A 25,325-nucleotide genomic window follows, 5' to 3' on the forward strand; every position below is an offset into this window, starting at 1 on the left:
TGTTGTTTTCTTTTACGTCCATTAATCTTTTGTCCAACTGTCGACTAGCTTTTTATGCTTTTTTACCCATTCTTGCGCTGCTTCTTCAGGATTCGAAGATTTTTCAACTTGTGACAGAAGAGGACTGATTAATTTATCATTCATCTGTGCATTATTCATCCATTTTATGACTTGAGGATTTGTCTTTTTAAATTCCTTGCTTGTCATTGTGTAAATGTTGTCAGGGTCTCCAAACGAATTTTTAGGATCTTTTAAGTATTTGATATCAAAGTCTGCAAAAGCCCAGTGAGGATTCCACATAGTAACAACAATTGGTTTTTTGGCATCATAGGCTTTGCGCAGTTCACTGAGCATAGCTGCTTCAGACGATTTTACAAGCGTATAGCTTTTAAGGTTATAATCTTTTAACGCTTGTTCCGCTAATCCATTAATACTGGAGCCTGGGTCAATTCCAATTACTTTGTTATCGACATCAGAAGCAACCTTAGCAAGGTCTTCCGTTGTGTTCACATCCTTCATGTAGCTGGGAACTGCAAATCCTAAGCGTGCGTTTTCAAGCCAAGGGTCTTCGATGTTCACTTGATCTTTATACTTTTTGTAAAAAGGCGCATCTGTTGTAGGAAGCCATGGTGCAAACGAAATGTCAATGTCGTCATTAGCTGTTCCTACCCAAACACCAGCTTTCTCTAAGAAAACGGTTCTGACTTTGTAGCCTCGATCTTCCAAAACGTGTTTCCACACGTACGTGTAGGCAATGTTTTCAGTATAGTTATTCATGCCAATGGTAATAGTTTTTTTATCTTTAAATGCGCCATTACCGTTGCCGCAAGCGGAAGCAATAACTAGAAGAAAGCAAGTCATGCTGATTAACAATAGTTTCTTCATGAAATATAACTCCTTTATAAAGTTTTAACTCAACTGATTAATATGTAAAATGGATACTAAACACAACGAGATGTATACCCGCTTTTTTAAATGATAAACCTAGAAAATTAAAAATGTGAAATAAACATAGTGGATGATTTTAGATGATGTAAAGTTATTTTTAACTAAAAATGTACATCGTAGTTAAGAGAAATTATGGGAAATAAATGGATGTAATAAGTGACTGTCGAATCAGTTTTACATGTTACCACTCTTTTTTTTACTCCGTCAACTTCAAGTCAAGAGTAATTAAGCGATCAAGCTGTATAAATAAACGCAGAAAAGTATCTTTCTAATAAAGTTATCATTTCAGAAGATTTGGTGCTTAAAGTGCGTTGTATCAGCTTTTACTTTGGATTATGAAAGGAAGGGAAATAACAGTGAAACATATAAAAAGAACGAGGGTAAATTGATCAAATAAAAAAATATTTTTGAAGCCGGTATACGGACGATTTTTTAATTAAATTTAAAGATTCGGAAAATTTAATCTTGCGTAATTATGGTTGCTTATAGTAAAATGAATGAAAGTCATTCATTTTATAGGTGGAGGGAAAGAGTTGGTTACAAGCACAAGTGAAAAATACGATAAAATCTTACAGGCAGCGATTGAAGTTATATCTGAAAAGGGGCTTGATAAAACGTCAATTTCAGACATTGTAAAGCGTGCAGGCGTAGCTCAAGGAACTTTTTATCTTTATTTCAGGTCCAAAAATGCCCTTGTTCCTGCTATTGCAGAAAACTTACTTTCTTTGTCGCTTGAAAAAATCAAAGAACGAGCTAAAACAGCAACGGATTTTTTAAGTACATTAGAGGTAATGATTGACGAAACGTATAAAACAACAGATGAGTATAGAGATGTTCTTGTTTTATGCTATTCAGGGCTCGCTTTTGACTATTCATTAGAAACATGGGAAGCTATTTACTTACCTTATTACAACTGGTTTGAAGAGGTATTAAATGAGGCTGTTAGAAAGGAAGAAGTCATCAAGCAGCTTAACGTTAAATGGACAGCTAAGACAATGATTAACTTGATTGAAAATGCTGCTGAACTTTTTTACATCGGGCGAGAGCAAGATGTCACACTTGAGCAATCAAAGGAAGAACTTTTTCAATTCTTAAAGCGTTCTCTTGTGCCGTCCGTGTAATATTAGCAATGCTAATATTACACCTATTAAAATGACTGACATTCATTCAAACTATACAAATAATTATCAGAATTGTAAGTTTTTAAGAGTTTAAAATGACTGACAATCAGTCGTTATTTAATGAGGAGGTATCTTATGGATCGTACAGCCGTTAAAACTTTAACTTTGAATATGTACATAAACGGAGAGTGGAAAAAAGCAGAGAAGCAGCGTCTTACTGTTAATCCAGCTACAGGTGAAGTGATTGGATATGCTGCAGAAGGCAGCATAGAAGATATGAAAACAGCGATTGGAGCAGCACGAGAAGCTTTTGACAGCGGAATTTGGTCTGAGACTTCTGCATCTGAAAGAGCCGCCATCTTGTTCAAAATTGCCGATAAGCTTGAGGAAGCGAAAGAAGAATTAGCAGCACTAGAAACAATGGATAATGGAAAGCCATATCGCGAAGCTGAGGCCGATGTGGAAGATGCAGCTGCTTGTTTTAGATATTACGCTGGATTAATTACAAAGCCAGACGGTCAAACCTACAGTGTTCCTGCACCTATGCAAGCAATGGTTATAAAAGAACCAATCGGGGTGTGCGGATTGATTGTACCTTGGAATTATCCGCTGTTGATGAGCGTGTGGAAAATTGCACCTGCTTTAGCTGCAGGAAATACGATTGTATTTAAACCTTCTGAAGTAACACCGGTTACTCCTACAAAACTTTTTGAGATTTTAGAAAGCGTAGGATTGCCAAAAGGTGTCGCAAACCTTGTTATGGGAGCCGGAGATACTGTGGGAAATACGCTTATTCAAGATAAGCGTGTTGACAAAATTTCCTTTACAGGCGGAACGGTAACTGGAAAACACATTATGCGTCAAGCAGCAGAAAATGTAACAAAAGTCTCTTTAGAACTTGGAGGAAAGTCCCCGAACATTATATTTGCTGACGCTGACTTTGAAACAGCCGTAGATTATGCGTTATTTGGAATTTTTGCAGGAAGCGGCCAAATTTGCGCTGCAGGCTCTCGTATTTTAGTAGAAGAAAGCATTGCTGAGAAATTTATCGAACGTTTTGCAGAGCGTGCTCAAAAAATTAAAGTAGGCAATGGAATAGATCAAGAGATTGAAATGGGTCCTCTTGTAAGTGAGGAACATATGAAAAAAGTATTAAAGTACATCGAAATTGGAAAGCAAGAAGGCGCCCGTCTTGTATGCGGAGGCAATCGAATCACCAGCACTGGATTGGAAAAAGGTTTTTTTGTAGAACCCACGGTTTTTAGTAACGTTACGTCAAATATGAAAATTGTGCAAGATGAAATCTTTGGGCCCGTTGTCGTTATTCAAACGTTTAAGAACGAAAAAGAAGCTATTAAGCTTGCAAATGATACGGAATATGGTTTGGCAGGCAGTGTGTTTACAAACGACGGTGCAAAAGCTCTTCGGGTGATTAAAAAGCTGCGTGCGGGCATCACTTGGGTAAACACGTATCATTTTACGTTTAATGAAGCGCCTTGGGGCGGATATAAGCAGAGCGGAATTGGCCGAGGACTAGGCACGTTTGGTTTGGAAGAATTTCAAGAAGTAAAACAAATTAACATTAACTTACAAGTAGAGCCAATCGGCTGGTTTAAAAATTAAAAAGTAGAGAAGGAGCGATATTGAAATGAATACAGTGACGAAAAATCAAGAGGTAAACAAAGCATATGGTGAAGTAAACGAATATATCAACAAAGTGCTAGGACTTATTGAAAAAAGCGAAGTGTCAGCTGAAGAAGCACAGTGGATTACGAAAGAAACAGTAGAGGGATTTCGTGAACATGTCAACCCAGGCTTTTTAGAATATCGTAAAACAGTAACGGTGGATACGCAGTTTGCAGCTGTTGAATGGTCAGATGAAGGTTCTTGTTTTACGGATGTAAACGGTAAAAAATACATTGATTGTTTGGGCGGATTTGGAATTTATAACGTGGGGCACCGTCATCCTAAAGTAGTCAAAGCTGTTCAAGATCAGCTTCAGCGCCAAGCGCTTCATAGCCAAGACTTATTAGATCCACTTCGTGCGATGCTTGCTAAAATTTTAGCAGATATTACACCGGGGGATTTGAAGTATTCCTTTTTCACAAACAGCGGAACAGAAAGTGTAGAAGCCGCTTTAAAATTAGCGAAAATGTATAGTGATCGAACAACGTTTATTTCCACAACACGTTCTTTTCATGGAAAAAGTCTAGGTTCTTTATCAGGTACGGCAAAAGGAATGTTCCGTAAACCATTTCTGCCGTTAATTCCAGGCTTCCGTCACGTACCGTTTGGTGATATTGACATGATGCGCAAAACATTTGAAACGTGCGCGCTTGTAGGGGAAGATGTGGCAGCTGTTTTATTAGAACCAATTCAAGGAGAAGGCGGCATTATTCTTCCTCCTGAAAATTATTTAAAAGAAGTGCGTGCACTATGTGATGAGTACGACGCTATCTTAATTTTTGATGAAGTTCAAACAGGTATGGGACGTACCGGTGAAATGTTTGCATCAGAACTATACGATGTTGTACCAGATATTTTATGTCTTGCTAAAGCGTTTGGAGGAGGAGTTATGCCTGCTGGCGCGGTTGTAGCCAAAGAAAAAGTGTTTTCAAGCTTCTTTGATAATCCGTTTATGCACACAACAACGTTTGGAGGCAACCCGCTTGCCTGCGCAGCCGCTATTGCAACCATTAACGTGTTGATTGAAGAGCAGCTGCCAAACCGTGCAAAAGAGCTGGGAGAATATTTCCTTGCTGGTTTAAAGAAAGCAGCTGAAAAACATGGAGATAAAGTACTTGAAATCAGAGGGCAAGGTTTAATGATTGGAATTGAGTTTCACCAAGATGAAATTGGCTACGCGCTTTCTAAAGGTATGTTTGACGAAGGGATTCTAGTAGCTGGGACGCTTGTAAACTCTAAAACAATTCGTATTGAGCCGCCGTTGACTATTTCAGCGGAAGAAGTAGATCAAGTCATTTCTACATTTGAAAAAGTATTAAATGAGCTGAACCACCAATAAATGTAACAAGGAGCAATGAATATGAGTCGGCAAACGTTTCTTATTCCCGTATTGCTTTCAATGATTTTAGTAGTGGAAATGCCTAGCGACTAACTGAAATCATTGAAACGGAGGAGTAAATTATGAAATATCCATTGTCCCCAGATGTCAAACCAGAATTTTGTACAACGGGCTCATTTATGAGGCTGCCAGCGGAAAGAGAAAATGCAAAAGTAGGGCTAGTAGGGATGCCGTTTGATACGGCAGCATCTTTCAGAGTAGGTGCGCGCTTTGCACCTCAGGCAATTCGGCAAGCTTCCATGACGCTGTTTCCTTATCACCCGGTACACGACGTATATCCATTCGATGATACAAATGCTATCGATATTGGTGATGTGCCCGTTATTCCGCATAATATTCACAGAAGCTATGAATTAATGGAAGAAGCGGTAGGTACTCTTATGGATAGAGGAATTGTTCCAATTGGAATTGGAGGAGATCATTCAATTACTTTGGCAAGCCTTCGTGCTGCTGCTAAAAGATATGGTCCAGTGGCTATGATTCATTTTGATTCCCATACAGACACGTGGGATACGTATTACGATGAAAAATATTGGCACGGATCTCCTTTCATACGCGCATATGAAGAAGGGCTAGTAGATCCAAAGAAGGTCTTTCAAATTGGCATCAGAGGAACATTAAATCATCCGGGAGATGTTCAAGAAAGCAAAGACCTCGGTTATCATGTAGTAACGGCAGGGGAGCTTGAACATCAAGGATTTTCAGTGATTTTAGAGCAAATGAAGACAGCTATTGGAGATACGCCGTGCTTTTTAACGTTTGATATTGATTTTGTTGATCCTTCTTGTGCACCAGGAACAGGAACGCTTGAAGTAGGCGGATTCAGCAGCAGAGAAACGCTGCAGATGATCCGTTCTCTGACGGAATTTAACTATGTTGGATTTGACCTGGTGGAAGTGCTGCCTTCTTATGATCCAACTCAGATAACCTCGTTGCTTGCAGCTACAATCATTCATGATTTTGCTAGTTTAGTTGCAGTGAAAACGAAAAGAAAGTCATTGGATACGATGATTGAATAACGGCTTGTAAGCAGAAATCCCTCTTATTCAGAGGGTGTTTCTGCGTTGATATAGCAGGAGATTAGGAACATATAGCTATTTAAAATAAAGCGCTTTCATATTATGATAAAAGAAAAAGATAGTTTGTTAGCAACCCTTACCAACTTAAAGAAATAAATCATATATTTGCTATAGTAAATGTAACTACTCTTTATATAAAAATGAATGAAAGTCATTCATTTTTATATAAAGAAATTAAATACAGGCATTTATGGATTTAATTGTCAGAATGTTCTTAATAAATAGAAGGGGGAAGATAAATGAAACATGAAACGGTAACATTAAAAAGGTCGTTGAAATTATGGCAGATTGTATTAATGGGGATCGGATATATGACTCCGATGGTAGTGTTTGATACGTTTGGGATTGCGTCTGATATGACGAATGGACACGTTCCCACGTCTTATATCATAGCCCTTGTCGGGATGCTTCTCACGGCAGTAAGCTACAAAAAGATGATTCAAGTGTTTCCAAATGCAGGGTCAGCTTATACATATACGCAAAAGACAATCAATCCACATTTAGGGTTCTTAGTTGGCTGGTCTGCACTAATGGATTATCTCTTTTTACCGATGGTTAACGCACTTATTTTCCAAATTTATTTATCATCTATTTTTCCTTCGGTACCATCGTGGATTTGGGTTGTCAGCTTCGTCATTATCGTTACGCTGCTAAATTTACGAAGCGTTAATTTCACCGCCAATTTCAATACGTTTCTTGTTGTATTTCAAATGACGATTTTAGTATTGTTTGTTGCTGTTTCAATCAAAGCCTTGTTAGGCGGAATGGGGGAAGGTACTCTTTTTTCCATGAAGCCTTTCTTTAATCAGAACATGACGTCATCAGGACTAATAGCGGGAGCCACACTTATGTGTTTTTCCTATTTAGGGTTTGATGCAGTGGCTATGTTATCAGAAGAAACGCCTAATCCTAAAAAAACGATTCCGCAAGCTATTTTTTTAGTTGCGTTAATCGGAGGAGTCATGTTTACCGTGACATCTTATTTTATTCAAGCGGTTTTTCCAACGTTAGAAGGATTCAAGCATCCAGACGCTGCGGCTCCTGAAATTGCTATGTATGTGAGCGGTACGCTGTTTCAAATTGTCTTTTTAGCTGGAGGAATTGCAGGAACATTATCATCAGGCATGTCATCGCATGCAAGCGTTTCGCGTTTATTATACGTAATGGGACGCGATCGAATTTTACCTCAGTCATTTTTTGGTTATGTTCATCCTAAGCTGCGCACTCCCTCTCGAAATATTGTATTAGTCGGAGTTGTATCAGCAACTGCCATTTTCTTCAGTCTGGCAACGGCTACGTCATTTATTAATTTTGGAGCACTCATTGCGTTTTCTTTTGTTAATATTTCGGTTATTGCGCACTATGCTGTTCATCAAAAGCAGCACCGGTCGGCTAAGGGTTTTTGGTCATACATTATTATGCCACTATTAGGAGCAGCGGCGATTGGCGTTTTATGGCTTAACTTGGAGCGCAATTCATTTTTACTTGGTATTGGCTGGGCGATTGCCGGTTTAGTTTATTTAGTGTATGCAACGAAAGGTTTTAGAAGGCAGCTGTCTTCCATTGAGTTTAAGGAAACAGAAGAAATGTCACCTTTGATGAAAGTCGGAGAAAAGTAAGGATAGAAACTACCTGTTTAAGCCTATCTTATTAAGGAAGCCACATTTATGGATTACGTATTTTGAACGTGTTACTATGTAAGAACGATAAGATAGAAAAAGGTAGGTAAATTATGATTAAAGCAGTTGTGTTTGATTTTGATGGATTAATTATTGATACAGAATCTGTGTGGTACGAGGTGTACCGCGAAATGTTAGAAGACAGGGGAGTAGATCTACCGATTGCAACGTTTGCTTCTTATGTAGGAACGGATGCTACGGCACTTTACGATTACTTGCTTCAGCAGTTTAACAATGAGTTCACAAAAGAGGAACTAGCTCAAGAATCGTTAAGACGTCATCAAGAAAAAATGAAATCATTAGTAGCCCGAGAAGGTGTAGCGGAGTACTTGGCAGAAGCAAAAGAACTTGGATTAAAAATTGGTTTAGCAAGCAGCTCATATCGCGAATGGGTAACAACATTTTTAAAAGAGCTAGATTTGCTGCACTATTTTGAAGTCATTCAAACGCGCGATGATGTAGAAAAAGTGAAGCCAGATCCGGCTCTTTACCGAAATGCAATTGAAAAGCTAGGAGTAGAGCCCTCTGAAGCTTTAGCATTTGAAGATTCTTCTAATGGAGCAAAAGCTGCTATGGCAGCAGGCTTGCGCTGTGTGATTGTACCAAATCCATTAACTAAACATCTGTCATTCGAAAGATATCACTTACACATCGAATCGATGAAAGAGAAAAGTTTAAAAGAAGTGATTCAATATCTTTGTATTGAAGACTAACGCTAAAAGCGCCACATTTTTCAAAAGAAAATGTGGCGCTTTTTTTATTGTTTTACTGCTTCTTCAGTCAAATAAAAATGATTATCTACAGGGGTATAGACGCCGTCGTAGTGTTTTTTTAGTTGTTGCAATAATAAGTCAATAACCTTTAAAGAAATCCTAATTCAGCATTAGTAATAGCTTCATTTATATTTCATTATAAAGAGAGAAGTTTTATTGACACTCTGGAAGAATATGTTTTAAGATTACTTCCAAACAGATTTAATTCTTAGTTAATTTATGTATTTAATTAGTTTTGGAGGTTTCTATGGGGAAACATATTTATTTAAATGCGTTTGATATGAATTGTGTTGTACATCAGACACCTGGTTTGTGGACGTACCCAAGTGATCAGGCGGCCGAATATAAAACGTTAGATTACTGGGTGAAGTTAGCTAAGCTATTGGAAAAAGGAAAGTTTGACGGTTTGTTTTTAGCCGATGTATTAGGCATTTATGACGTTTACAGGAAAAGTAACGAAGGAGCTCTTAAACAAGCTGCTCAGCTTCCGGTGAATGAACCAACTGCGCTTATTTCCGCTATGGCATATGCCACAAAGCATTTAGGGTTTGGGGTAACGGTGTCTACTACTTATGAGAAGCCTTATGCGTTTGCGCGAAAATTTTCGACGTTGGACCATTTAACAAATGGACGTATTGCATGGAATATTGTGACTTCATATCTTGAAAGCGGGTCAATTAATCTAGGATTAGAAGAACATTTTACGCATGAAACCCGCTATGATATTGCCGATGAATTTTTAGAAGTTTGCTATAAATTATGGGAAGGAAGTTGGGAGGAAGGATCTGTTGTAAAAGATAAAGAAAAAGGGATCTTTACACTTCCAGACCGGGTTCATCCGATTAATCATAAAGGGAAGTGGTTTAGTGTTCCGGGTGTACATTTATCAGAACCTTCCCCGCAGCGAACTCCAGTTTTATTCCAAGCAGGAGCTTCTGCCCCAGGAAGAGAATTTGCCGCCAAACATGCTGAGTGTATCTTTACAAGTTTTCCTACTAAAAAAGTAGCCGCAGATTATGTGAAAAAAATGCGCGCTCAAATCGCTGCAGAAGGCAGAGACCCACAGAGCGTATTAATTTTTAATTTATTTACACCAATTGTTGGACGAACTGAAAAAGAGGCTGAGGAGAAGCTTGCTCAGTTTGAGAGCTATGTCAATTTCGAAGGAGCAGCTACGCTGTTTAGCGGCTGGACGGGAATCGATGTTTCTGCCTATGAACCAGAACAGCCTATTGAATTTATTGCGACGAATTCAGTTCGTTCCGCTTTAGAGAAATTTACAATAAGCGATCCCGATAGAAAGTGGACGGTAGAAGAAGTAGTGAAATTTGTCAGTATCGGAGGAATGGGACCGGTTACTGTGGGAAGTCCGGAACAAGTAGCTGATTTTATGGAAGAGTGGATAGACGATACAGGCGTGGATGGATTTAATATGGCTTATGTGACCACGCCGGGAACGTTTGCTGATTTTATTGATTTAGTGATTCCTGTTTTGCAGGAAAGAGATTTATTCAAAACAGATTACAGTGAAGGAACTTATAGAGAAAAGCTATTTAAAAAATCACATTTCTTGCCTGATGAACACTATGGCGCTCAGTATCGAAAGACGAGCCAAAAGGAGAGTTTAACATGACTGCAACAACTGTAAAGGAAGAAATTTATCTTGATCAAGCAAAAAAGCTGTCCGTTTCTTTTGCAAAGGATGCGGCACAAAGAGATAAAGAAGGGGGAACACCTAAACAGCAAAAAGATGCTATTCGCCAAAGCGGGCTGTTAAATTTATTAATTCCTCAAAAATATGGCGGAGAAGGCGGGAAATGGTCAACGGCTTTGGCTATTGTTCAAGAGTTGGCGAAAGGCGATGCAGCATTAGGTCACTTATATGGCTATCACTCCTTGTTTGTCTCAGATATTCGAATCAAAGGCACAGAAGAACAGCAGGCCTATTTTTATCCTTTATCTGTTCAGCAGCAAGCTTTTTGGGGAAATGCCTCTAATCCTTTAGTAGAAAGCCTAAAAGGCGATAAGCAATCACAAGGTTATCTGTTAAATGGAACGAAAGCGTTCGGTTCTGGTTCGCCTGATTCTCAGTACTTATGGCTATCATTTAATGACAGAGAAACGGGACAATATTTAAACGGCGTCGTGCCTACTGACAGAACAGGCATTACCGTCAAAGATGATTGGAATGCGATGGGACAAAGACAGACGGGAAGTGGAAATGTAGACTTTAAAAATGTACGAATAGAAGAATATGAAGTGATTCGAGATTTTGTTGAAAATCCTACTCCTTTTTCAACTATTGGAGCCTCGCTGTCGCAAATTATTTTAACGAATGTCTTTATAGGAAGCGCTTTTGGAGCAATTGAAGAAGCACAAAACTACACGGCTTCTAAAACAAGGCCTTGGTTAACATCAGGAGTAGAAAAAGCTTCGGATGATCCAGGTATACTGCGAAAATACGGTGAACTCTGGATTCAAGCGAAAGCAGCCAGTGCACTTGCAGATGAAGCAGCTCTCATATTGGATGGAGCGTGGGAAAAAGGCAGAAAATTAACGGAAGAAGAACGTGGAAACCTAGCAGTTCACGTAGCGGCTGCCAATGTTTTTGCTGGTAATACTGCACTGGATATCACAAGTAAGATATTTGAAGTTATGGGAGCGCGTTCGGTTCATGCTGAATACGGATACGACCGATTCTGGCGTAATGTAAGAACTCATACTCTTCATAATCCAGCTGAATACAAGCTTCGAACGGTTGGGAACTGGGTGTTGAATCAGCAGTACCCTACACCTAATCCGTATGCTTGATTTAAAAATAGTAAAAAATGAAGCTATCAGACAACTGAGGCTCCTTATTGCAGTTTATTTGTAATAACGGAGTTTTTTTATGTAGCTTTCAAAAGGGGCGAATACAAGTGGAGTTATTTTGGTTTATTCCAACGTATGGAGATGGACGTTATTTAGGAAGCCATGAAGGAGCCAGGGCTGCAAGCTATTCTTATTGCAAACAAGTTGCACAAGCTGCGGATGAGCTAGGCTATAGCGGGGTTTTGCTTCCGACGGGAAAATCATGTGAAGATGTGTGGATTGCTGCATCTACTTTAGTGCCAGTCACTGAAAATCTGAAGTTTTTAGTAGCGGTACGCCCGGGTTTAATGTCGCCTACACAAGCCGCAAGAATGGCTGCGACATTTGACCGCTTTTCGAAAGGAAGGCTTCTCATTAATGTCGTAGCAGGAGGAGATCCCGTTGAGTTAGAAGGAGACGGAGTGTTTTTAAACCATCACGATCGCTATGAGCTGACAGATGAATTTTTAACGATATGGAGAAGGGTATTAAATGAATCCGATGTTCACTTCGAAGGAGACTACTTGAGTGTTAAGGGTGGAGACGTGCTTTATCCGCCAATCCAAAAACCGTATCCTCCCCTTTATTTTGGAGGTTCTTCTCCTGTAGCGATGGACGTTGCCTCAAGGCATATAGACGTCTATTTGACTTGGGGAGAGCCTCCTGCACAAGTCAAAGAAAAAATTAAACGAATGAAAGAAAAAGCAAAGCAGACAGGAAGAGAAATTCGATTTGGCATCAGGCTTCATGTCATTGTTCGTGAAACTGAAGAAGAAGCCTGGAAAGCTGCAGATGAACTGATTCAACATGTAGATGAAGAAGCAGTTAAATCAGCCCAAAAAGTATTTTCTCGAATGGATTCAGAAGGTCAAAAACGTATGATCGCCTTGCATCAAGGCGATCGTTCAAACTTAGAGGTAAGCCCTAATCTATGGGCTGGTGTAGGGTTAGTTCGAGGAGGAGCAGGGACTGCTTTAGTAGGAGATGCTGATACGGTGGCACAACGAATCAAAGAATATGCAGAGTTAGGTATCGAAACATTTATTTTATCTGGATATCCCCATTTAGAAGAAGCATATCGAACAGCAGAGCTTTTGTTTCCAAGGCTTCCAGTTAAGCGTAAGCACGATGAGAACGAGCGCACATTTATCAGTCCATTTGGTGAAGTGAAAGTGAATGGTAAAACACCCGCTAAAAGGTGAGAAAGGAGGGAAATCGTGAACAACACCCAAACGATTGCAGCGTCTCAAGAAAAGATCCTTGAATTGGCTAACCAGTTGGCTCAAGAGTTTTCCAAAACTGCTGTAAAAAGAGATAGAGAAGGTGGAACGCCTCTACATGAGCGTAATCTGCTTAGAAAAAGCGGTCTTTTAGCTCTCCCAATTCCTAAGGAATACGGAGGTTATGGAGCCGGCTGGCCGATTGTTTTTAAAGTCGTGAATATCATTGCGAAAGCAGATAGTTCACTTGCACACTTGTTGGGGTATCATTATTTGACGGTTTGTTCGACGTTTCTGTTTGGAAGTACTGAGCAGTACAAAACTTTTTACAAAGAAACAGCAGCTCACCAGCTATTTTGGGGCAATGCCTTTAATCCTAGAGATTCAGGACTAAAAGCAGTTCGAGAAAATGGACGATTAATGCTTAGCGGAAGCAAGAGTTTTTGTTCCGGGGCAACCGATTCAGACCGTTTGTTAGTATCGGCTCAAGAAGAAGGAAGCGGCGAGGCATTGCTATGTGTACTTCCTACTCATAGAGCCGGAATCGTTACTAAAGATAATTGGGACGGATTTGGACAGCGTCAAACGGATAGCGGAAGTGTAAAGTTTGAAGATGTTATCGTTTATGAAGAAGAAATATTGTATAAAGCAGCCGAAGAGCAAAAGGTTTTTCCTACGGTGCGAACGCATTTGGCTCAGCTTATGCTCACTCACTTATTGTACGGTATTGCTCAAGGAGCTTTGGAGGAATCAAAAGCTTATGTGAAGGCTCATACAAAGCCGTGGATAAGTTCGGGTGTTGAAGCAGCGGAGCAAGATCCTTACATTATTCAGCAATATGGTGAAATGAGTTTAAACCTTCATGCTTGTTCAGCACTTATAGAAAAAGCTGTTGCAGAATTTGATCATGCATGGAAAAAAGAAGATGCGCTAACGAAACAGCAGCGGGGTAAGTGCGGAGTCGCCATTGCGATGGCCAAAACATTTACTGTCAAAACGGTCTTACATATTACTTCTACTATATTTGATGGGATGGGAGCGAGAGCCACGTCTGATCAGTATAAATTTGACCGATACTGGCGCAACGCCCGGACAATTAGCTTACACGATCCTATTGCTTATAAGCTGCGTGACATAGGTAAATGGTGTCTTAGCGGTGAACTGCTCCCTATTACACCATATTCATAGAAAGTCTAAAAAGTGGCTGGGAGAAAAGTAGTTTAGTTGAAGGAAGATCCGAACGATGAATCGTTCGGATTTTTTCATGGTGAGGGTGAACGTAGGTTTCATATATTGAGTTGCTTCTAGCTGTTGATTGGAAGGCAAGACGAAGACTCCTGCGGGAAAAAAGCGGAATCGGTGAGACCCCGCAGGAGCATAAGCGACGAGGAGGCTCATCGGCCGCCTGCGGAAAGCGAAGTCTTGTACGGAAATCAACAGCGGTGGAACAAGTGATCCCTGCTAGCTCGTTTATCCCATTTATTCGTCTTTAGATTGGAATGATGTAGTTATGTCTCAATCTCTTTTTTTGTAGAATAGATATAATTTTTTTAATTAAAAAATCACGAATCAGCTTGTTTAAATAGATAAAACTGATATAATGATAACGATTATCAGTTTCAAGAGTCGATTATCTACATAAAGATACAAGCAGGAGGAATGACATTTGAATAAGAAAAAAATAGGACTGCTGGCTTTTATTACAATGCTGGCAATCGGAATGCTTATCGGCTGCAGCAGCACGAATAAGGAAAATTCAGCCGATGAAAAAAATGAAAAAACAAGAGTGGTCAAACATGAGCTTGGAGAGACAAAGGTAAAAGAAAATCCAAAGCGAGTAGTCGTATTAGAGTTAGGTTTTATTGATGCATTGTTAGATGCTGGTATCAAACCTGTAGGAGTAGCTGATGATGATAAAGCAGAACAGCTTATTGATAAAGATGTACTAAAAGAAATCAAAGGATACAAATCAGTTGGCACGCGAGCACAGCCAAGCTTAGAGTCGATTAAACTGTTGAAGCCAGATTTGATTATCGCGGATTCAGAACGTCATAAAAATGTATACAAAGAATTATCAAAAATTGCGCCAACGATTGAGTTGAAAAACTTAAATGCTAATTACGATGATTTACTAAATACAGAGTTAAAAGTAGGAGAAGCGGTTGGCAAGAAAGCAAAAGTTGAAAAAGTGGTAGAAGAGCATAAGCAAAAAATGAAGGATTTAAAAGCAAAAGCACCAAAAAATCCGGGCAATGTACTTGTTATCGCTGATGCAAATGGTAATATTAATGCTAGAACTTCAAATTTCTTTACAACGGGTGTTCTTGAGCAATTAGGCTTCAAAAATGCATTAACAGATCCTACAAAAGAGTACAGTGTAAAAATGACAATGGAACAGCTTGTAAAAGCAGATCCGGACAAACTCATTGTTATGCGAAATGAAAAAGGTCATACGCCTTTAGCAAAACAGCCATTATGGAAAGAGCTAAAAGCGGTTAAAAATAATCAAGTGTATGAAGTTGATGTATTTAAATGGTCTCTTCGCCGAAGTGTACAAGGTGCAAATGGTATTGCAGATGAAGCAGAGAAGTTATTATTTGAAGGCAAATAATAACGAAGAAAAGAACAATCCAGCGGGATTGTTTTTTTCTTTTTAATGAACTTTCGAATGAAAGGAGGCGCAGTCTACTATGAAAGCTGTTCACGGCTTATCCAAAAGAAACAAATCTCCGCTTCGTATAATAGCTATTTTTCTTGCGGTTATTATTCTTTTACTGATTTCAATGTTTTTATCTATTTCCATCGGTTCTATACATATTTCTTTTGGAACGATTAAGCAAGCTATACTAAATTTTGACGGATCAAAAGAACAGTCTATTATTCAAACTGTCCGTCTGCCTCGCCTACTGGTAACGGCATTTGTTGGCGCTAACTTGGCTGTCGCCGGAGCGTTGATGCAAGCATTAACTAGAAATCCATTAGCTTCTCCTGGTATTTTTGGTATTAATGCCGGGGCCTCAGCGGCAATGGTATTTTTAACGGTTTTAGTGCCGGGTGTAAGTATGATTGGCGGGGTATTTGGTGCATTTTTAGGAGGGGCTGTTGCTGCTGTTATTGTTTACGTGATGAGTTCGTGGATTAAAGGCGGCGACAGTGATGTAAAGCTTGCTTTAACAGGTGTTGCTATACAAGGTATGCTTATGTCTCTCACGCAAACACTGCTGATTTTTAATGAAAGCAAAACAGAAGGCGTTATGTTCTGGCTCACCGGTTCAGTTATTGGACGAGATTGGGGACATGTTCATGTATTGCTTCCTTTTAGCATCGTAGGTCTGATTATTGCCTTTGGTTTGGGAAGAGCATCTTCTTTGTTGTCTTTAGGAGATGACGTAGCTAGAGGACTCGGGCAGCGGGTCTTTGCCATTAGAGCGTTCACGGCAGTTGTTGTGATTGTATTAGCTGGTGTTTCAGTGGCTATTGCGGGTCCTATTGGATTTGTAGGGCTTGTTGTTCCTCATATGGTACGCTATTTAATAGGCGTAGATTACCGGGTCGTTTTGCCAATGAGCGCGCTGCTTGGTGCATCTTTATTGCTGTTAGCAGACGTATTGTCGCGATTTATTACATACCCGTATGAGACTCCTGTGGGTGCAGTAACAGCATTACTTGGAACGCCGTACTTTATTTACTTAGCGAGACGCAAAAAAACAGAAAGGAAGGCATGAGTATATATGCAGACTGTCAATAAAACAAAAAAGCAGCCATCTCGATTCAAGTCTGTCGGCCTGTTTATCACTCTTTCTGTCTTAATTATAGCGCTGAGCGTAATAAGCCTTAGCTTAGGAGACATTAACATACCTCCTCTAGACATTATTACGTCTTTTATTGGTATTGGCGATCCTGACTTGACGTCTATTTTGGTAGAATTTCGTCTGCCTCGTATTTTGCTAGCTATTTTAACGGGAATCGGCCTAGCTGTGTCTGGAGTCGTCGTACAGTCTATTATGAGAAATCCGCTCGCTAGTCCAGATACATTAGGTCTTTCAAGCGGATCAGGGTTAGCTGCTGTTGCAGTCACTATTTTACTGCCTTTAGCAAGCCCGTCTGTTTTATCCGCCGCTGCGTTTGCAGGAGGCTCGCTTGTTTTTGTCATCGTCTATTTGCTTGCTTATAAAAAAGGAGTAGAACCTATTCGATTTGCATTAATAGGTGTAGCAGTCAGCGCTTTTTGTTCATCCGGTATTCACTTGTTAATTTCAAAAGCAAATCCAAACGTAAACGCGGCACTCATTTGGCTGAGCGGCAGCTTATGGGGAAGGACATGGGATCAATTGATTGGTTTACTTCCCTGGATGGTTATATTATTACCGCTGATTTGGCTGTTAGCTGCCCGGCTAGATTTAATTCATTTAGGTGATGAAGTGGCTCGAGGGCTAGGGGCTAGAGTAGAATTAATTCGTCTAGTATTACTAGCAAGCGCAGTGGCAATGACGGCTGCCGTTGTATCGGTTGTTGGCACCATTGGCTTTGTAGGGCTTATTATTCCTCATGTGGCCAAACGGTTAGTGGGACCGAGACATAAACAACTAATTCCTACAGCCGCTTTACTTGGCGCTTTGTTTGTACTAGCAGCAGATTTAATTGGGCGAGGAATTGCTCCTCCGGTTGAAATTCCGGCCGGATTAATCATCGGCATTATCGGTGCTCCGTACTTTCTTTATTTATTGTGGAGAGAATCTAAAAAATAAGCTCGCGCTTTAGCGCGAGCTTATTTTTATTCCAAATGAATTTTTGGACATGGATTATGCGGAGGCTCTTCCAGCCATCCTTGTTCAATACTTATTCTTGATACTTCTTTGGCGTATTCCAAAATTTCAGTCGTGAATGCTGTATAATTTTAAAGCGAGATCTAAACGCGGGCTTGTTGACATAGCAAGCCCGTAACCACGTGCATTTTCAGTAATCATCGCAGCTAGGTGGAACATCATTAGTTTTTCTGATAATGGAGAAAATGATTGATTATTCATAATAAACTTCTCATGCCTAAGTAATTAACAAGTTTCTAAAGGGTTATCAACTAGTATAAGCCAAAGGAAGTAAGATAAACACTATAGAAAGTAAAAAGGTATCAACATTTTGCTATAAGAGTAAACGTCATGCATAATTTAAAGGTTCTTTTAGGAAAAGAAGGGCGCAACCGCTTCTTTCTTGCAAAGCAGAAATAAAACCGAAATAATAAATGAAGAAAGTCAGACAAGAAAGGAGTTTCATTATATGCCAGAAGGTCCAGAAATTAGACGATCAGCCGACGAAGTGGAAAAAGCGATTATCGGTCTTCCCGTTAGCGAGATATGGTTTGCTTTTCCATCTTTGCAGCACTATAAAGAAGTATTAACAGGAGCTTGTATTAAAAGAGTAGATACAAAAGGAAAGGCTATGCTTATTCGTTTTGACAACGGCTATACCATTTATTCACATAATCAGCTTTATGGAAAATGGTATGTTCGTTCGTCTTACAATTACCCATCTACAAACAGACAGCTGCGTCTTGCTATTCATAATGAAAAGAAATCAGCGCTGCTCTATAGCGCTTCTGATATTGAAGTATTGCGTGATGAAGAAGTTTCTGCTCATCCTTTTGTATCAAGAGTTGGCCCTGATATTTTAAGTGAAGAAGTAACGGCAGATGAGCTTTTAGATCGCTTTTATTCTAAGCCATTTTACCGCAGAAAATGGGCGTCGCTGCTGCTAGACCAAAGCTTTATAGCGGGGATTGGAAATTATTTGCGCAGTGAAATCCTATTTGTAGCGGGAATTAATCCTGTAGCTCGTCCCGTAGACTGCACAGAAGAACAGCTTAAAAAGGCAGCTGAAGCAACCATTTCTCTTGTAAAACAGTCCTATGAAACAGGTGGCATTACAAATGATGTAAAGCTTGCTGAAACGTTAAAAAAGAAAGGCCAAAAGCGCTCTGAATACCGCCACTGGGTTTTTAACCGTGAAGGAGAAGCTTGCCGAATTGACGGCACGCCTATCTTAAAAGTGCAAGCTGCTTCTAGAAGGCTTTATTACTGTCCTACTTGTCAAAAATAGCAGGATATATTTATTCTGCTATTTTTTTGATGTGGAAATGAATGATCGTTCATTTTGTGATATAGTTAAAAGTAAAGTCATAATCTTAAGGGGAGGGATAAGATGGAATGTAAAGCAGGAGATACATTTACGTGGCAAAGAACGTTTCAAGAGGAAGAAATTATGCAGTTTGCGGAGATGACCGGAGACCGGGGCAAACATCATATAGAACGTGACGAAAAAGGGCGGCTAATGGTGCATGGACTTATGACTGCTAGTATTGGGACAAAAATAGGGGGAGACTTAAACTACATTGCAAGAGAAATGGTGAGTGAATTTCTTCGTCCAGTTTTTGCAGGAGATACAGTTACTTGTGAATGCATATTAACTAAAGTAGAAAAAGCAGATGGTTTTCAAAAAGTGAAAATTAAATCAGTGTATCGAAATCAACAAGGTAAAGAAGTACTGATAGGGACAAGTAATGGAATTATTAGAGATTAAAATGAAAACGCCAACAAAAAATAAGTTATGAATGTTGTTAGAAAAGTCACGGATTCGTGACTTTTTTATTGTGCAATTTCCTTCTTTTATTGATTACCATTTAAATGTAAATATGGTAATTTAGTGAAGTTGAGTTTCGTAAATGGTAAAAATGTGTATTTACTAAGTACATAAATTCTTATTTTTGGAAAAATATTTAAAAAGGAGTTTCTTATATGAAAAAAATAATGAATACAGGCTTAGCACTATCATTCGCTCTATTGCTTTCGGCATGTGGGATGCCGTCTTCAGAGGAATTAACGGGTGACGTGAAAGAAGCACAAGAAAAGGTGAAAAATGTTCAAGTGAAGGTCACTGGAAAAGAAGAAGGATCCTCTGATTACCAAGTAAACGGAGTACAAGAGTTTGATTTTAAAAGTAAAGCAGGTTACATTAACACAAAAATGAACGGCGAAGAATTGAAGATGTATCATGACGGTGATGAAACGTTAGCTGTGGCTGGAGAAGAAAGCACAAAAGTACAGGGAGAAGAAAAAAGTACGTTGCGGCTTTAATTAATAACGCCATGGAGCTTCAACAAAATCCAATACGCTACTATCAAAAATATGATAAAAATCTTCCAAACGAATTTGACGTCACCGAAAAAGACAAAGAGTATGTATTAACATTTAACGGAGACAAAGACAAAAAGCAAAAAATTGTAGCAGATGATGCTAAAGCTTATTATAAAATAACAAATCAAGGCAGAGATACCGCTGTAGACCTTGACCAAATTAAAGGAAAAGATTTTTCGCTTGTTGTGACAATTGATAAAGAAACGAAGCAAGTAAAGAAAGTAGTAAAAAATCAGTCGTATTCAGTTAAAGTAGACGGAAAAACAGAAAACTCAAAGTCTAAGCAAACGTATACGTATACGTATACATATAACCAATTAGACGATGTAACAAAACCGAAAGTGGAAGCAAAAGCCGCTACTGCTTCTAAAGATAGCAGCACCGAAACGCCAAGTAAAGAAAAGCAAGCTGCCTATGCCAAGGAAGCGGGACAATACGTGGATGCTTTAATTCAAGGAACTGTTTATCAAAATACAGATCAATTTGTTGCTAAACATCCGAATCAGGAAGATAAGAAACAGGTGAAAGAAAAAGGGGAGTTCCAAAAGAGTTCGTTTGTAGAGTTTTTTGAAACGAATTTTGAAGGTGCTTTATCATCATTGAGCTCAAATATAACCGATGAGCAGTTAAACGAAGTAAGCAGCGCTTTTCTAAAAGCTCTTTCATCTACAAAATATAAAATTAAAGATGCAGCGTATAGTGCTGAAGATGATGCGTACGTCGTACAAGTCGAAATTCAAGGATTTAACGATGCAAGTGTATTAGCGGAAGTCATGACACCACTTGCAGAAAAATATCAGGCGGGTGAGCTGAGTAACGAGCAGTTAGTAAACGAACTTATTAACGGAGTAGCAAAACGCTATCGTGAGCCAGTTGAATTACTTCCGGCAAAAACAGTCCCTGTACACGTCGTAAGAAATGGTGAAAAAGATTACGAAGTTTTAACGCAAGATGAGTATCTGTTAACATTTGCTCAACAATCATAAATAGACATAAAAAAAGATTTCAGCTATATGCCTGAAGTTTTTTTATGTTTTTTAAAATATAATTTTAAAAAATAAGATAAATTATTGAAATTATATTTCAAACAAATTATAATAACCATAACTTCACTACATGATGAAAAAGGAGCCCAAAAGATGAATGAACAGCTTACGTTATTAACAACAGAGTCCCAAAACGAACACACAATGAAGATAGATACAGCTAGTACAAAAGAAATTTTAAACATAATGAATAAAGAAGATCAAAAAGTGGCGCTGGCTGTACAAAAAGTACTTCCAGACGTAGAGGTGGCAGTTGAATTTGTAAGTGAATCGTTTCAAAAGGAAAGTCGGCTTATTTATGTCGGAGCAGGAACAAGCGGAAGGCTGGGAGTATTGGATGCTGTTGAATGCCCGCCTACTTTCAGTACCAATCCCGATCAGGTACAGGGATTGATGGCTGGAGGAGAAAAAGCATTTGTTAAAGCAGTTGAAGGTGCTGAAGATAAAGAAGAATTGGGAGCAGCAGATTTACAAAAAATTCATTTGAATGAACGAGACACAGTCATTGGAATTGCTGCAAGCGGACGCACTCCTTATGTGATTGGTGCATTAAGATATGCAAAATCTGTAAAAGCTAAAACGGTGGCGCTGTCTTGCAATGATAATTCTCTTATTGGAAAAGAAGCGGACCATAGTATTGAGGTGGTAGTAGGTCCGGAAGTGCTAACAGGTTCCACAAGGTTAAAAGCAGCAAGCGCTCATAAAATGATTCTTAACATGATTTCTACCGCGGCTATGATCAAAGTAGGAAAAGCGTATGAAAACTTAATGATAGATGTTCATGTGAGTAACGAAAAGCTTAAAGAACGAGCAATAGGTATTATTTGTAAAATTACAGGTGTTTCTTATGAACAAGCAAGTCAAACGCTTGAAGAAGCAAATAATGAGGTAAAAACAGCAGTGGTTATGATCAAAACAAATGAAAATTACGACACCGCGAAGATGTTACTGAATAATGCGGGCGGTTATGTGAGAAAAGCGATTGAACATTACGTATAAAGGAGAGAAACGATGTCAACAGGCGGATTAACAATGATTAAAAACACGGTGGCTAAGCTTCCTGATTCGGAGAGGAAAATTGCTGAATATATTTTAAATAATCCGCATACTGTGGTAAACAGTACGGCTGGAGAATTAGGTAGACTAGCGAATGCTAGCAGTGCTGCTGTTATTCGTTTGTGTAAATCTATCGGGGTTAGCGGGTTTCAAGAATTAAAGGTAAGAGTAGCCGGTGATTTAGCTAGAGATACGGAGCAAGGATACCGGGATATTGAAACAAATGAAACGATTCAATCTATTGTCAAAAAAACGGCAAGCAACAGCATTCAAAGTCTAAGTGATACGGCCGAGCTTGTGAATTACAAAGAAGCAGAGCGGGCTGTTTTGGCGCTGATTGAAGCCAAAAACATTCATTTTTTTGGAATCGGTGCTTCACATATTATTGCTATGGATGCGCAGCAAAAATTTCTTCGAATTAATAAAAATGCGACGGCTTTTGCAGATAGCCATCTAGCAGCTACACTCATCGCAAATGCAAGTAAAGACGATGTAGTTGTGGGCATCTCTTTTTCAGGGGAGACTCCTGAAGTAAGCAACGTCTTATCTTTAGCTAAAAATCGCGGAGTAAAGACGATTAGCTTAACCAAGTACGGACAGTCTACCGTTTCGTCTTTAGCTGATATTTGTTTGTATACGTCTTATTCTCAAGAAGCGCCGTTTCGAAGCGCAGCTACATCGTCTCGTTTGGCCCAGCTTTATGTGATTGATGTGTTATTTTTAAGTATTGCAGCGCAGCAGTATGACCAGACGATTGAATATATTGATAAAACAAGGGATGCCATTCAGTTTTTGAAAACTAAGAAATAAAAAAAGAAAGCGGTTACAAAAAGGGGATTTTGTGGTCTGTTTCCTCAGTACCGTATCCATCTAAGAGGAAAATACAAAGGGGGATTAACATGTCTTTAGATAATCATCAATTAGCAAAGGTTATTTTGGAGATGCTTGGGGGAGCATCGAATATTGAAGCGTATACGCATTGTATGACTCGGCTGCGCGTGACTGTAAAAGATGATTCAATTGTAAAAAAGGCAGATATACGAAAGCTTGAAGGCGTACTCGGATTAGTTGAAGAAGAAACGCTGCAAATCATTATTGGTCCTGGAAAAGTAAACAAAGTAACAGAGGAATTTGGAAAGTTAATTGATGAATCTGGCGGTATTAATTTAGAAAATCGTGCGGCTCAGCGGAAATCGGAGCTGAAAGAAAAAAACGCAACTCCGTTTAAGCTCTTGCTTCGACGAATTGCGAGTATTTTTATTCCGTTAATACCTGCTCTTGTAGCATCTGGACTTATCACCGGAGTGACAAAAGCAGCTGTTCAAGCGAAGTGGCTTCCGGCAGATTCACAGATTGCTATTCTTTTAACCGTTATCGGAAGCGGCTTATTTGCTTATCTTGGTATTTTAGTAGGCATTAATGCTGCAAAAGAATTTGGTGGTTCGCCCGCTCTAGGAGGCTTAGCCGGTATTTTAGTCATTAATCCTGCCGTAGCTGATATTAAACTTTTCGGTGAAGCACTTTTGCCGGGGCGGGGCGGCTTAATAGGCGTCTTGCTTGCAGCAATCTTTATGGCCGTAGTGGAAAAACGAGTGCGTAAATTTGTCCCTCAGTCACTGGATATTATTATTACACCGACCGTTACGGTGCTAATTACAGGCATTATTACGTATGTAGTGTTCATGCCAATCAGCGGCTTGATTTCAGACGGAATCACAAAAGGCCTTTTAGGAGTTTTAGAGGTTGGAGGAGTTGTAGCAGGCTTTGTTTTAGGAGCAACGTTCTTGCCGCTCGTCATTACAGGACTGCATCAAGGTCTTACTCCTGTTCATTTAGAGCTTATCAATTCAATTGGAGATGATCCGCTTCTTCCTATACTGGCAATGGGCGGAGCTGGTCAGGTAGGTGCCGCTTTTGCTATTTATATCAAAACAAAGAAAAAACGTTTAAAGCGAGCAATTGGAGGCGCTCTTCCTTCAGGGCTGCTTGGAATCGGAGAGCCGCTTATTTTTGGAGTCACACTTCCTTTAGGGCGTCCATTCTTAACCGCTTGTCTCGGAGCTGGAATCGGCGGAGCATTTCAGGCGCACTTTCATATTGCAACTGTAGCAGTGGGGGTATCAGGTTTACCGCTTACGTTTTTAGTTCATGCGCATCAAATTCTTCTTTATTTACTCGGATTAGTTATTGCTTACGCAGCAGGCTTTGTCTGTACGTATTTCTTTGGATTCAACGATGAAATGGCGAGGGAGTTTGAATGATTGGCATTTCGTTTTATTTAAATGATAAAAATGCTAAAAAAAGATTAATAGAAGCAAGTGAGTGCGGCGTCACACGTGCATTCACTTCGCTTCACATTCCAGAGGAAACAGGAGATTTGGCTGAACGGGCAAAAGAATTGCTTCATGTGGCTAGAGATTGTGGAATAAGCGTGTATGCAGACGTATCCAAGTATACGCCAGTTCATTTAGGTATTGAAAGCCTTATGTCGCTATCTTCACTTGGCGTATCTGGTATTAGACTAGACGGTGGCTTTAGCGTAGAAGAAACTCTTTCGCTTGCGAATGAATTTTATATTGCTGTTAATGCAAGTACGTTATCCAAACAAGAAATTGAAGCACTCTTATCTGCAGGGCTTCATCATCATCAGCTGCTTGCATGGCATAATTTTTATCCGCGGCCTGAAACAGGACTTGAAGAAACGTTTTTTCAACAGCAGACAGATTTATTTAATGAACTTCGTATTCCAGTCTGCGCTTATATTCCTGGAGAAGGCGAAAAAAGAGGCCCTATTTATCAAGGTCTTCCTACTAGAGAAAAAGACCGTAATAGATGTCCTTTTACCTCTGCAGTAGATTTATACAGATGCGGAGTATCGGAGGTTTATATTGGAGATCCATACCCGGGTTCGAGTTTATTAAAGCGTTTAGTTCAATATCAAGAAAGCCGCATTATTCCGCTGCGCATTCGTTCACCTCATATAGAGGGAACGTACAGCGTGCGTCCGGATGTATCAAGAGACGTTCTGCGTTTAGTTGATACTCGATCTGTAAAACCAGTGCCGCCATGTCATACAGTAGAACGCAGAATCGGAGCAATTACAATGGACAATGATGGCTACGGACGTTACAGAGGAGAGGTTCAAATAGCTAAAACGAATTTGCCTGCCAATGCTAACGTTAACGTGATTGGGTATGTGATAGAGGAAGATCATGAGCTGATTTCGTTAGTGAGGCCGGGGCAAAAACTTGAGCTTGTCACTGTCTAAATGGAAAAACCGC

The 25,325-nt window shown here is 39.5% G+C and carries 25 protein-coding genes; 22 read left to right on the forward strand and 3 right to left on the reverse strand.

Annotated features, from left to right (window positions below; genetic code table 11):
• Positions 1 to 21: 21 nt before the first annotated feature.
• Entirely contained in the window at positions 22 to 885 is an 864-nt protein-coding gene (locus Q5794_RS04595) for a glycine betaine ABC transporter substrate-binding protein (RefSeq protein ID WP_374988743.1), read from the reverse strand.
• Positions 886 to 1,481: 596 nt separating this feature from the next.
• Between Q5794_RS04595 and Q5794_RS04600 the strand changes: the two genes are divergently transcribed.
• From Q5794_RS04600 to Q5794_RS04665, 14 genes are all read left to right on the forward strand, one after another.
• Complete coding sequence (locus tag Q5794_RS04600; RefSeq protein ID WP_097824250.1) at positions 1,482 to 2,069, forward strand: TetR family transcriptional regulator; 588 nt, start codon at positions 1,482 to 1,484, stop codon at positions 2,067 to 2,069.
• A gap of 135 nt (positions 2,070 to 2,204) precedes the next feature.
• Positions 2,205 to 3,692, forward strand: coding sequence for an aldehyde dehydrogenase family protein (locus Q5794_RS04605; RefSeq protein ID WP_268575008.1), 1,488 nt, complete (start codon positions 2,205 to 2,207; stop codon positions 3,690 to 3,692).
• A gap of 25 nt (positions 3,693 to 3,717) precedes the next feature.
• The gene (locus Q5794_RS04610) at positions 3,718 to 5,094 is read left to right on the forward strand and encodes a putrescine aminotransferase (protein ID WP_057239260.1); all 1,377 of its coding nucleotides are present in this window, start codon (positions 3,718 to 3,720) and stop codon (positions 5,092 to 5,094) included.
• 122 nt (positions 5,095 to 5,216) lie between these two features.
• The gene (gene speB, locus Q5794_RS04615; RefSeq protein ID WP_214984912.1) at positions 5,217 to 6,173 is read left to right on the forward strand and encodes an agmatinase; all 957 of its coding nucleotides are present in this window, start codon (positions 5,217 to 5,219) and stop codon (positions 6,171 to 6,173) included.
• 299 nt (positions 6,174 to 6,472) lie between these two features.
• Positions 6,473 to 7,852 (forward strand): APC family permease, encoded by a 1,380-nt coding sequence (locus tag Q5794_RS04620; protein WP_047932361.1) that lies wholly within the window; start codon positions 6,473 to 6,475, stop codon positions 7,850 to 7,852.
• Positions 7,853 to 7,965: 113 nt separating this feature from the next.
• Positions 7,966 to 8,625 carry an HAD family hydrolase gene (locus Q5794_RS04625; protein WP_192996693.1) on the forward strand — a complete coding sequence of 220 codons (660 nt, stop codon included), beginning with the start codon at positions 7,966 to 7,968 and terminating at the stop codon, positions 8,623 to 8,625.
• A gap of 307 nt (positions 8,626 to 8,932) precedes the next feature.
• Entirely contained in the window at positions 8,933 to 10,318 is a 1,386-nt protein-coding gene (locus Q5794_RS04630) for an LLM class flavin-dependent oxidoreductase (RefSeq protein WP_374988744.1), read from the forward strand.
• The gene (locus tag Q5794_RS04635) at positions 10,315 to 11,496 is read left to right on the forward strand and encodes an acyl-CoA dehydrogenase family protein (RefSeq protein ID WP_374988745.1); all 1,182 of its coding nucleotides are present in this window, start codon (positions 10,315 to 10,317) and stop codon (positions 11,494 to 11,496) included. Before Q5794_RS04630 ends, Q5794_RS04635 begins: the two co-directional genes overlap by 4 nt.
• Positions 11,497 to 11,603: 107 nt before the next feature.
• A complete protein-coding gene (ssuD, locus tag Q5794_RS04640; RefSeq protein ID WP_374988746.1) occupies positions 11,604 to 12,737 on the forward strand; it encodes an FMNH2-dependent alkanesulfonate monooxygenase in 1,134 nt (377 codons plus the stop codon).
• Between the two features lie 15 nt (positions 12,738 to 12,752).
• Positions 12,753 to 13,943: an acyl-CoA dehydrogenase family protein gene (locus Q5794_RS04645; protein ID WP_214984924.1), complete on the forward strand. Its 1,191-nt coding sequence runs from the start codon at positions 12,753 to 12,755 to the stop codon at positions 13,941 to 13,943.
• Positions 13,944 to 14,053: 110 nt separating this feature from the next.
• The gene (locus Q5794_RS04650; protein ID WP_251033927.1) at positions 14,054 to 14,248 is read left to right on the forward strand and encodes a hypothetical protein; all 195 of its coding nucleotides are present in this window, start codon (positions 14,054 to 14,056) and stop codon (positions 14,246 to 14,248) included.
• Positions 14,249 to 14,421: 173 nt separating this feature from the next.
• Complete coding sequence (locus Q5794_RS04655) at positions 14,422 to 15,366, forward strand: ABC transporter substrate-binding protein (RefSeq protein ID WP_028412138.1); 945 nt, start codon at positions 14,422 to 14,424, stop codon at positions 15,364 to 15,366.
• A 79-nt stretch (positions 15,367 to 15,445) separates the two neighbouring features.
• Positions 15,446 to 16,480, forward strand: coding sequence for an iron ABC transporter permease (locus Q5794_RS04660; RefSeq protein ID WP_214984926.1), 1,035 nt, complete (start codon positions 15,446 to 15,448; stop codon positions 16,478 to 16,480).
• 6 nt (positions 16,481 to 16,486) lie between these two features.
• Complete coding sequence (locus tag Q5794_RS04665; RefSeq protein WP_214984928.1) at positions 16,487 to 17,503, forward strand: iron ABC transporter permease; 1,017 nt, start codon at positions 16,487 to 16,489, stop codon at positions 17,501 to 17,503.
• A gap of 26 nt (positions 17,504 to 17,529) precedes the next feature.
• Here the strand turns inward: Q5794_RS04665 and Q5794_RS04670 are convergent, their stop codons facing one another.
• A complete protein-coding gene (locus Q5794_RS04670; protein WP_285229662.1) occupies positions 17,530 to 17,625 on the reverse strand; it encodes a hypothetical protein in 96 nt (31 codons plus the stop codon).
• Positions 17,626 to 17,629: 4 nt separating this feature from the next.
• A complete protein-coding gene (locus Q5794_RS04675) occupies positions 17,630 to 17,782 on the reverse strand; it encodes a DUF3231 family protein (RefSeq protein WP_251033928.1) in 153 nt (50 codons plus the stop codon).
• Positions 17,783 to 18,029: 247 nt separating this feature from the next.
• Between Q5794_RS04675 and nei the strand changes: the two genes are divergently transcribed.
• From nei to Q5794_RS04715, 8 genes are all read left to right on the forward strand, one after another.
• Positions 18,030 to 18,848, forward strand: coding sequence for an endonuclease VIII (nei, locus tag Q5794_RS04680; RefSeq protein ID WP_374988747.1), 819 nt, complete (start codon positions 18,030 to 18,032; stop codon positions 18,846 to 18,848).
• Between the two features lie 102 nt (positions 18,849 to 18,950).
• Positions 18,951 to 19,328 carry a MaoC family dehydratase N-terminal domain-containing protein gene (locus Q5794_RS04685; protein WP_192996701.1) on the forward strand — a complete coding sequence of 126 codons (378 nt, stop codon included), beginning with the start codon at positions 18,951 to 18,953 and terminating at the stop codon, positions 19,326 to 19,328.
• Positions 19,329 to 19,543: 215 nt separating this feature from the next.
• The gene (locus tag Q5794_RS04690; protein WP_374988748.1) at positions 19,544 to 19,882 is read left to right on the forward strand and encodes a hypothetical protein; all 339 of its coding nucleotides are present in this window, start codon (positions 19,544 to 19,546) and stop codon (positions 19,880 to 19,882) included.
• An 11-nt stretch (positions 19,883 to 19,893) separates the two neighbouring features.
• Positions 19,894 to 20,928, forward strand: coding sequence for a DUF6612 family protein (locus tag Q5794_RS04695; protein WP_374988749.1), 1,035 nt, complete (start codon positions 19,894 to 19,896; stop codon positions 20,926 to 20,928).
• Positions 20,929 to 21,081: 153 nt separating this feature from the next.
• The gene (gene murQ / locus Q5794_RS04700; RefSeq protein ID WP_214984932.1) at positions 21,082 to 21,987 is read left to right on the forward strand and encodes an N-acetylmuramic acid 6-phosphate etherase; all 906 of its coding nucleotides are present in this window, start codon (positions 21,082 to 21,084) and stop codon (positions 21,985 to 21,987) included.
• Positions 21,988 to 21,999: 12 nt separating this feature from the next.
• Positions 22,000 to 22,854 (forward strand): MurR/RpiR family transcriptional regulator, encoded by an 855-nt coding sequence (locus Q5794_RS04705; protein ID WP_013081906.1) that lies wholly within the window; start codon positions 22,000 to 22,002, stop codon positions 22,852 to 22,854.
• Positions 22,855 to 22,943: 89 nt separating this feature from the next.
• Positions 22,944 to 24,305 (forward strand): PTS transporter subunit EIIC, encoded by a 1,362-nt coding sequence (locus Q5794_RS04710; RefSeq protein ID WP_214984934.1) that lies wholly within the window; start codon positions 22,944 to 22,946, stop codon positions 24,303 to 24,305.
• Positions 24,302 to 25,312: a MupG family TIM beta-alpha barrel fold protein gene (locus Q5794_RS04715; protein ID WP_374988750.1), complete on the forward strand. Its 1,011-nt coding sequence runs from the start codon at positions 24,302 to 24,304 to the stop codon at positions 25,310 to 25,312. The genes Q5794_RS04710 and Q5794_RS04715 overlap by 4 nt, the downstream gene beginning before the upstream one ends.
• Positions 25,313 to 25,325: the final 13 nt, after the last annotated feature.

It is taken from the genome of Priestia megaterium (assembly GCF_041941685.1).
GTDB classification, from domain to species: domain Bacteria; phylum Bacillota; class Bacilli; order Bacillales; family Bacillaceae_H; genus Priestia; species Priestia megaterium_C.

Coding starts and splice junctions, on each gene's coding strand:
- Q5794_RS04595 (WP_374988743.1), bottom strand. CDS start 885: ATGAAGAAACTATTGTTAATCAGCATGACTTGCTTTCTTCTAGTTATT.
- Q5794_RS04605 (WP_268575008.1), top strand. CDS start 2,205: ATGGATCGTACAGCCGTTAAAACTTTAACTTTGAATATGTACATAAAC.
- Q5794_RS04610 (WP_057239260.1), top strand. CDS start 3,718: ATGAATACAGTGACGAAAAATCAAGAGGTAAACAAAGCATATGGTGAA.
- speB (WP_214984912.1), top strand. CDS start 5,217: ATGAAATATCCATTGTCCCCAGATGTCAAACCAGAATTTTGTACAACG.
- Q5794_RS04620 (WP_047932361.1), top strand. CDS start 6,473: ATGAAACATGAAACGGTAACATTAAAAAGGTCGTTGAAATTATGGCAG.
- Q5794_RS04625 (WP_192996693.1), top strand. CDS start 7,966: ATGATTAAAGCAGTTGTGTTTGATTTTGATGGATTAATTATTGATACA.
- Q5794_RS04630 (WP_374988744.1), top strand. CDS start 8,933: ATGGGGAAACATATTTATTTAAATGCGTTTGATATGAATTGTGTTGTA.
- Q5794_RS04635 (WP_374988745.1), top strand. CDS start 10,315: ATGACTGCAACAACTGTAAAGGAAGAAATTTATCTTGATCAAGCAAAA.
- Q5794_RS04660 (WP_214984926.1), top strand. CDS start 15,446: ATGAAAGCTGTTCACGGCTTATCCAAAAGAAACAAATCTCCGCTTCGT.
- Q5794_RS04665 (WP_214984928.1), top strand. CDS start 16,487: ATGCAGACTGTCAATAAAACAAAAAAGCAGCCATCTCGATTCAAGTCT.
- Q5794_RS04675 (WP_251033928.1), bottom strand. CDS start 17,782: ATGAATAATCAATCATTTTCTCCATTATCAGAAAAACTAATGATGTTC.
- nei (WP_374988747.1), top strand. CDS start 18,030: ATGCCAGAAGGTCCAGAAATTAGACGATCAGCCGACGAAGTGGAAAAA.
- Q5794_RS04685 (WP_192996701.1), top strand. CDS start 18,951: ATGGAATGTAAAGCAGGAGATACATTTACGTGGCAAAGAACGTTTCAA.
- Q5794_RS04690 (WP_374988748.1), top strand. CDS start 19,544: ATGAAAAAAATAATGAATACAGGCTTAGCACTATCATTCGCTCTATTG.
- Q5794_RS04695 (WP_374988749.1), top strand. CDS start 19,894: ATGGAGCTTCAACAAAATCCAATACGCTACTATCAAAAATATGATAAA.
- murQ (WP_214984932.1), top strand. CDS start 21,082: ATGAATGAACAGCTTACGTTATTAACAACAGAGTCCCAAAACGAACAC.
- Q5794_RS04705 (WP_013081906.1), top strand. CDS start 22,000: ATGTCAACAGGCGGATTAACAATGATTAAAAACACGGTGGCTAAGCTT.
- Q5794_RS04710 (WP_214984934.1), top strand. CDS start 22,944: ATGTCTTTAGATAATCATCAATTAGCAAAGGTTATTTTGGAGATGCTT.
- Q5794_RS04715 (WP_374988750.1), top strand. CDS start 24,302: ATGATTGGCATTTCGTTTTATTTAAATGATAAAAATGCTAAAAAAAGA.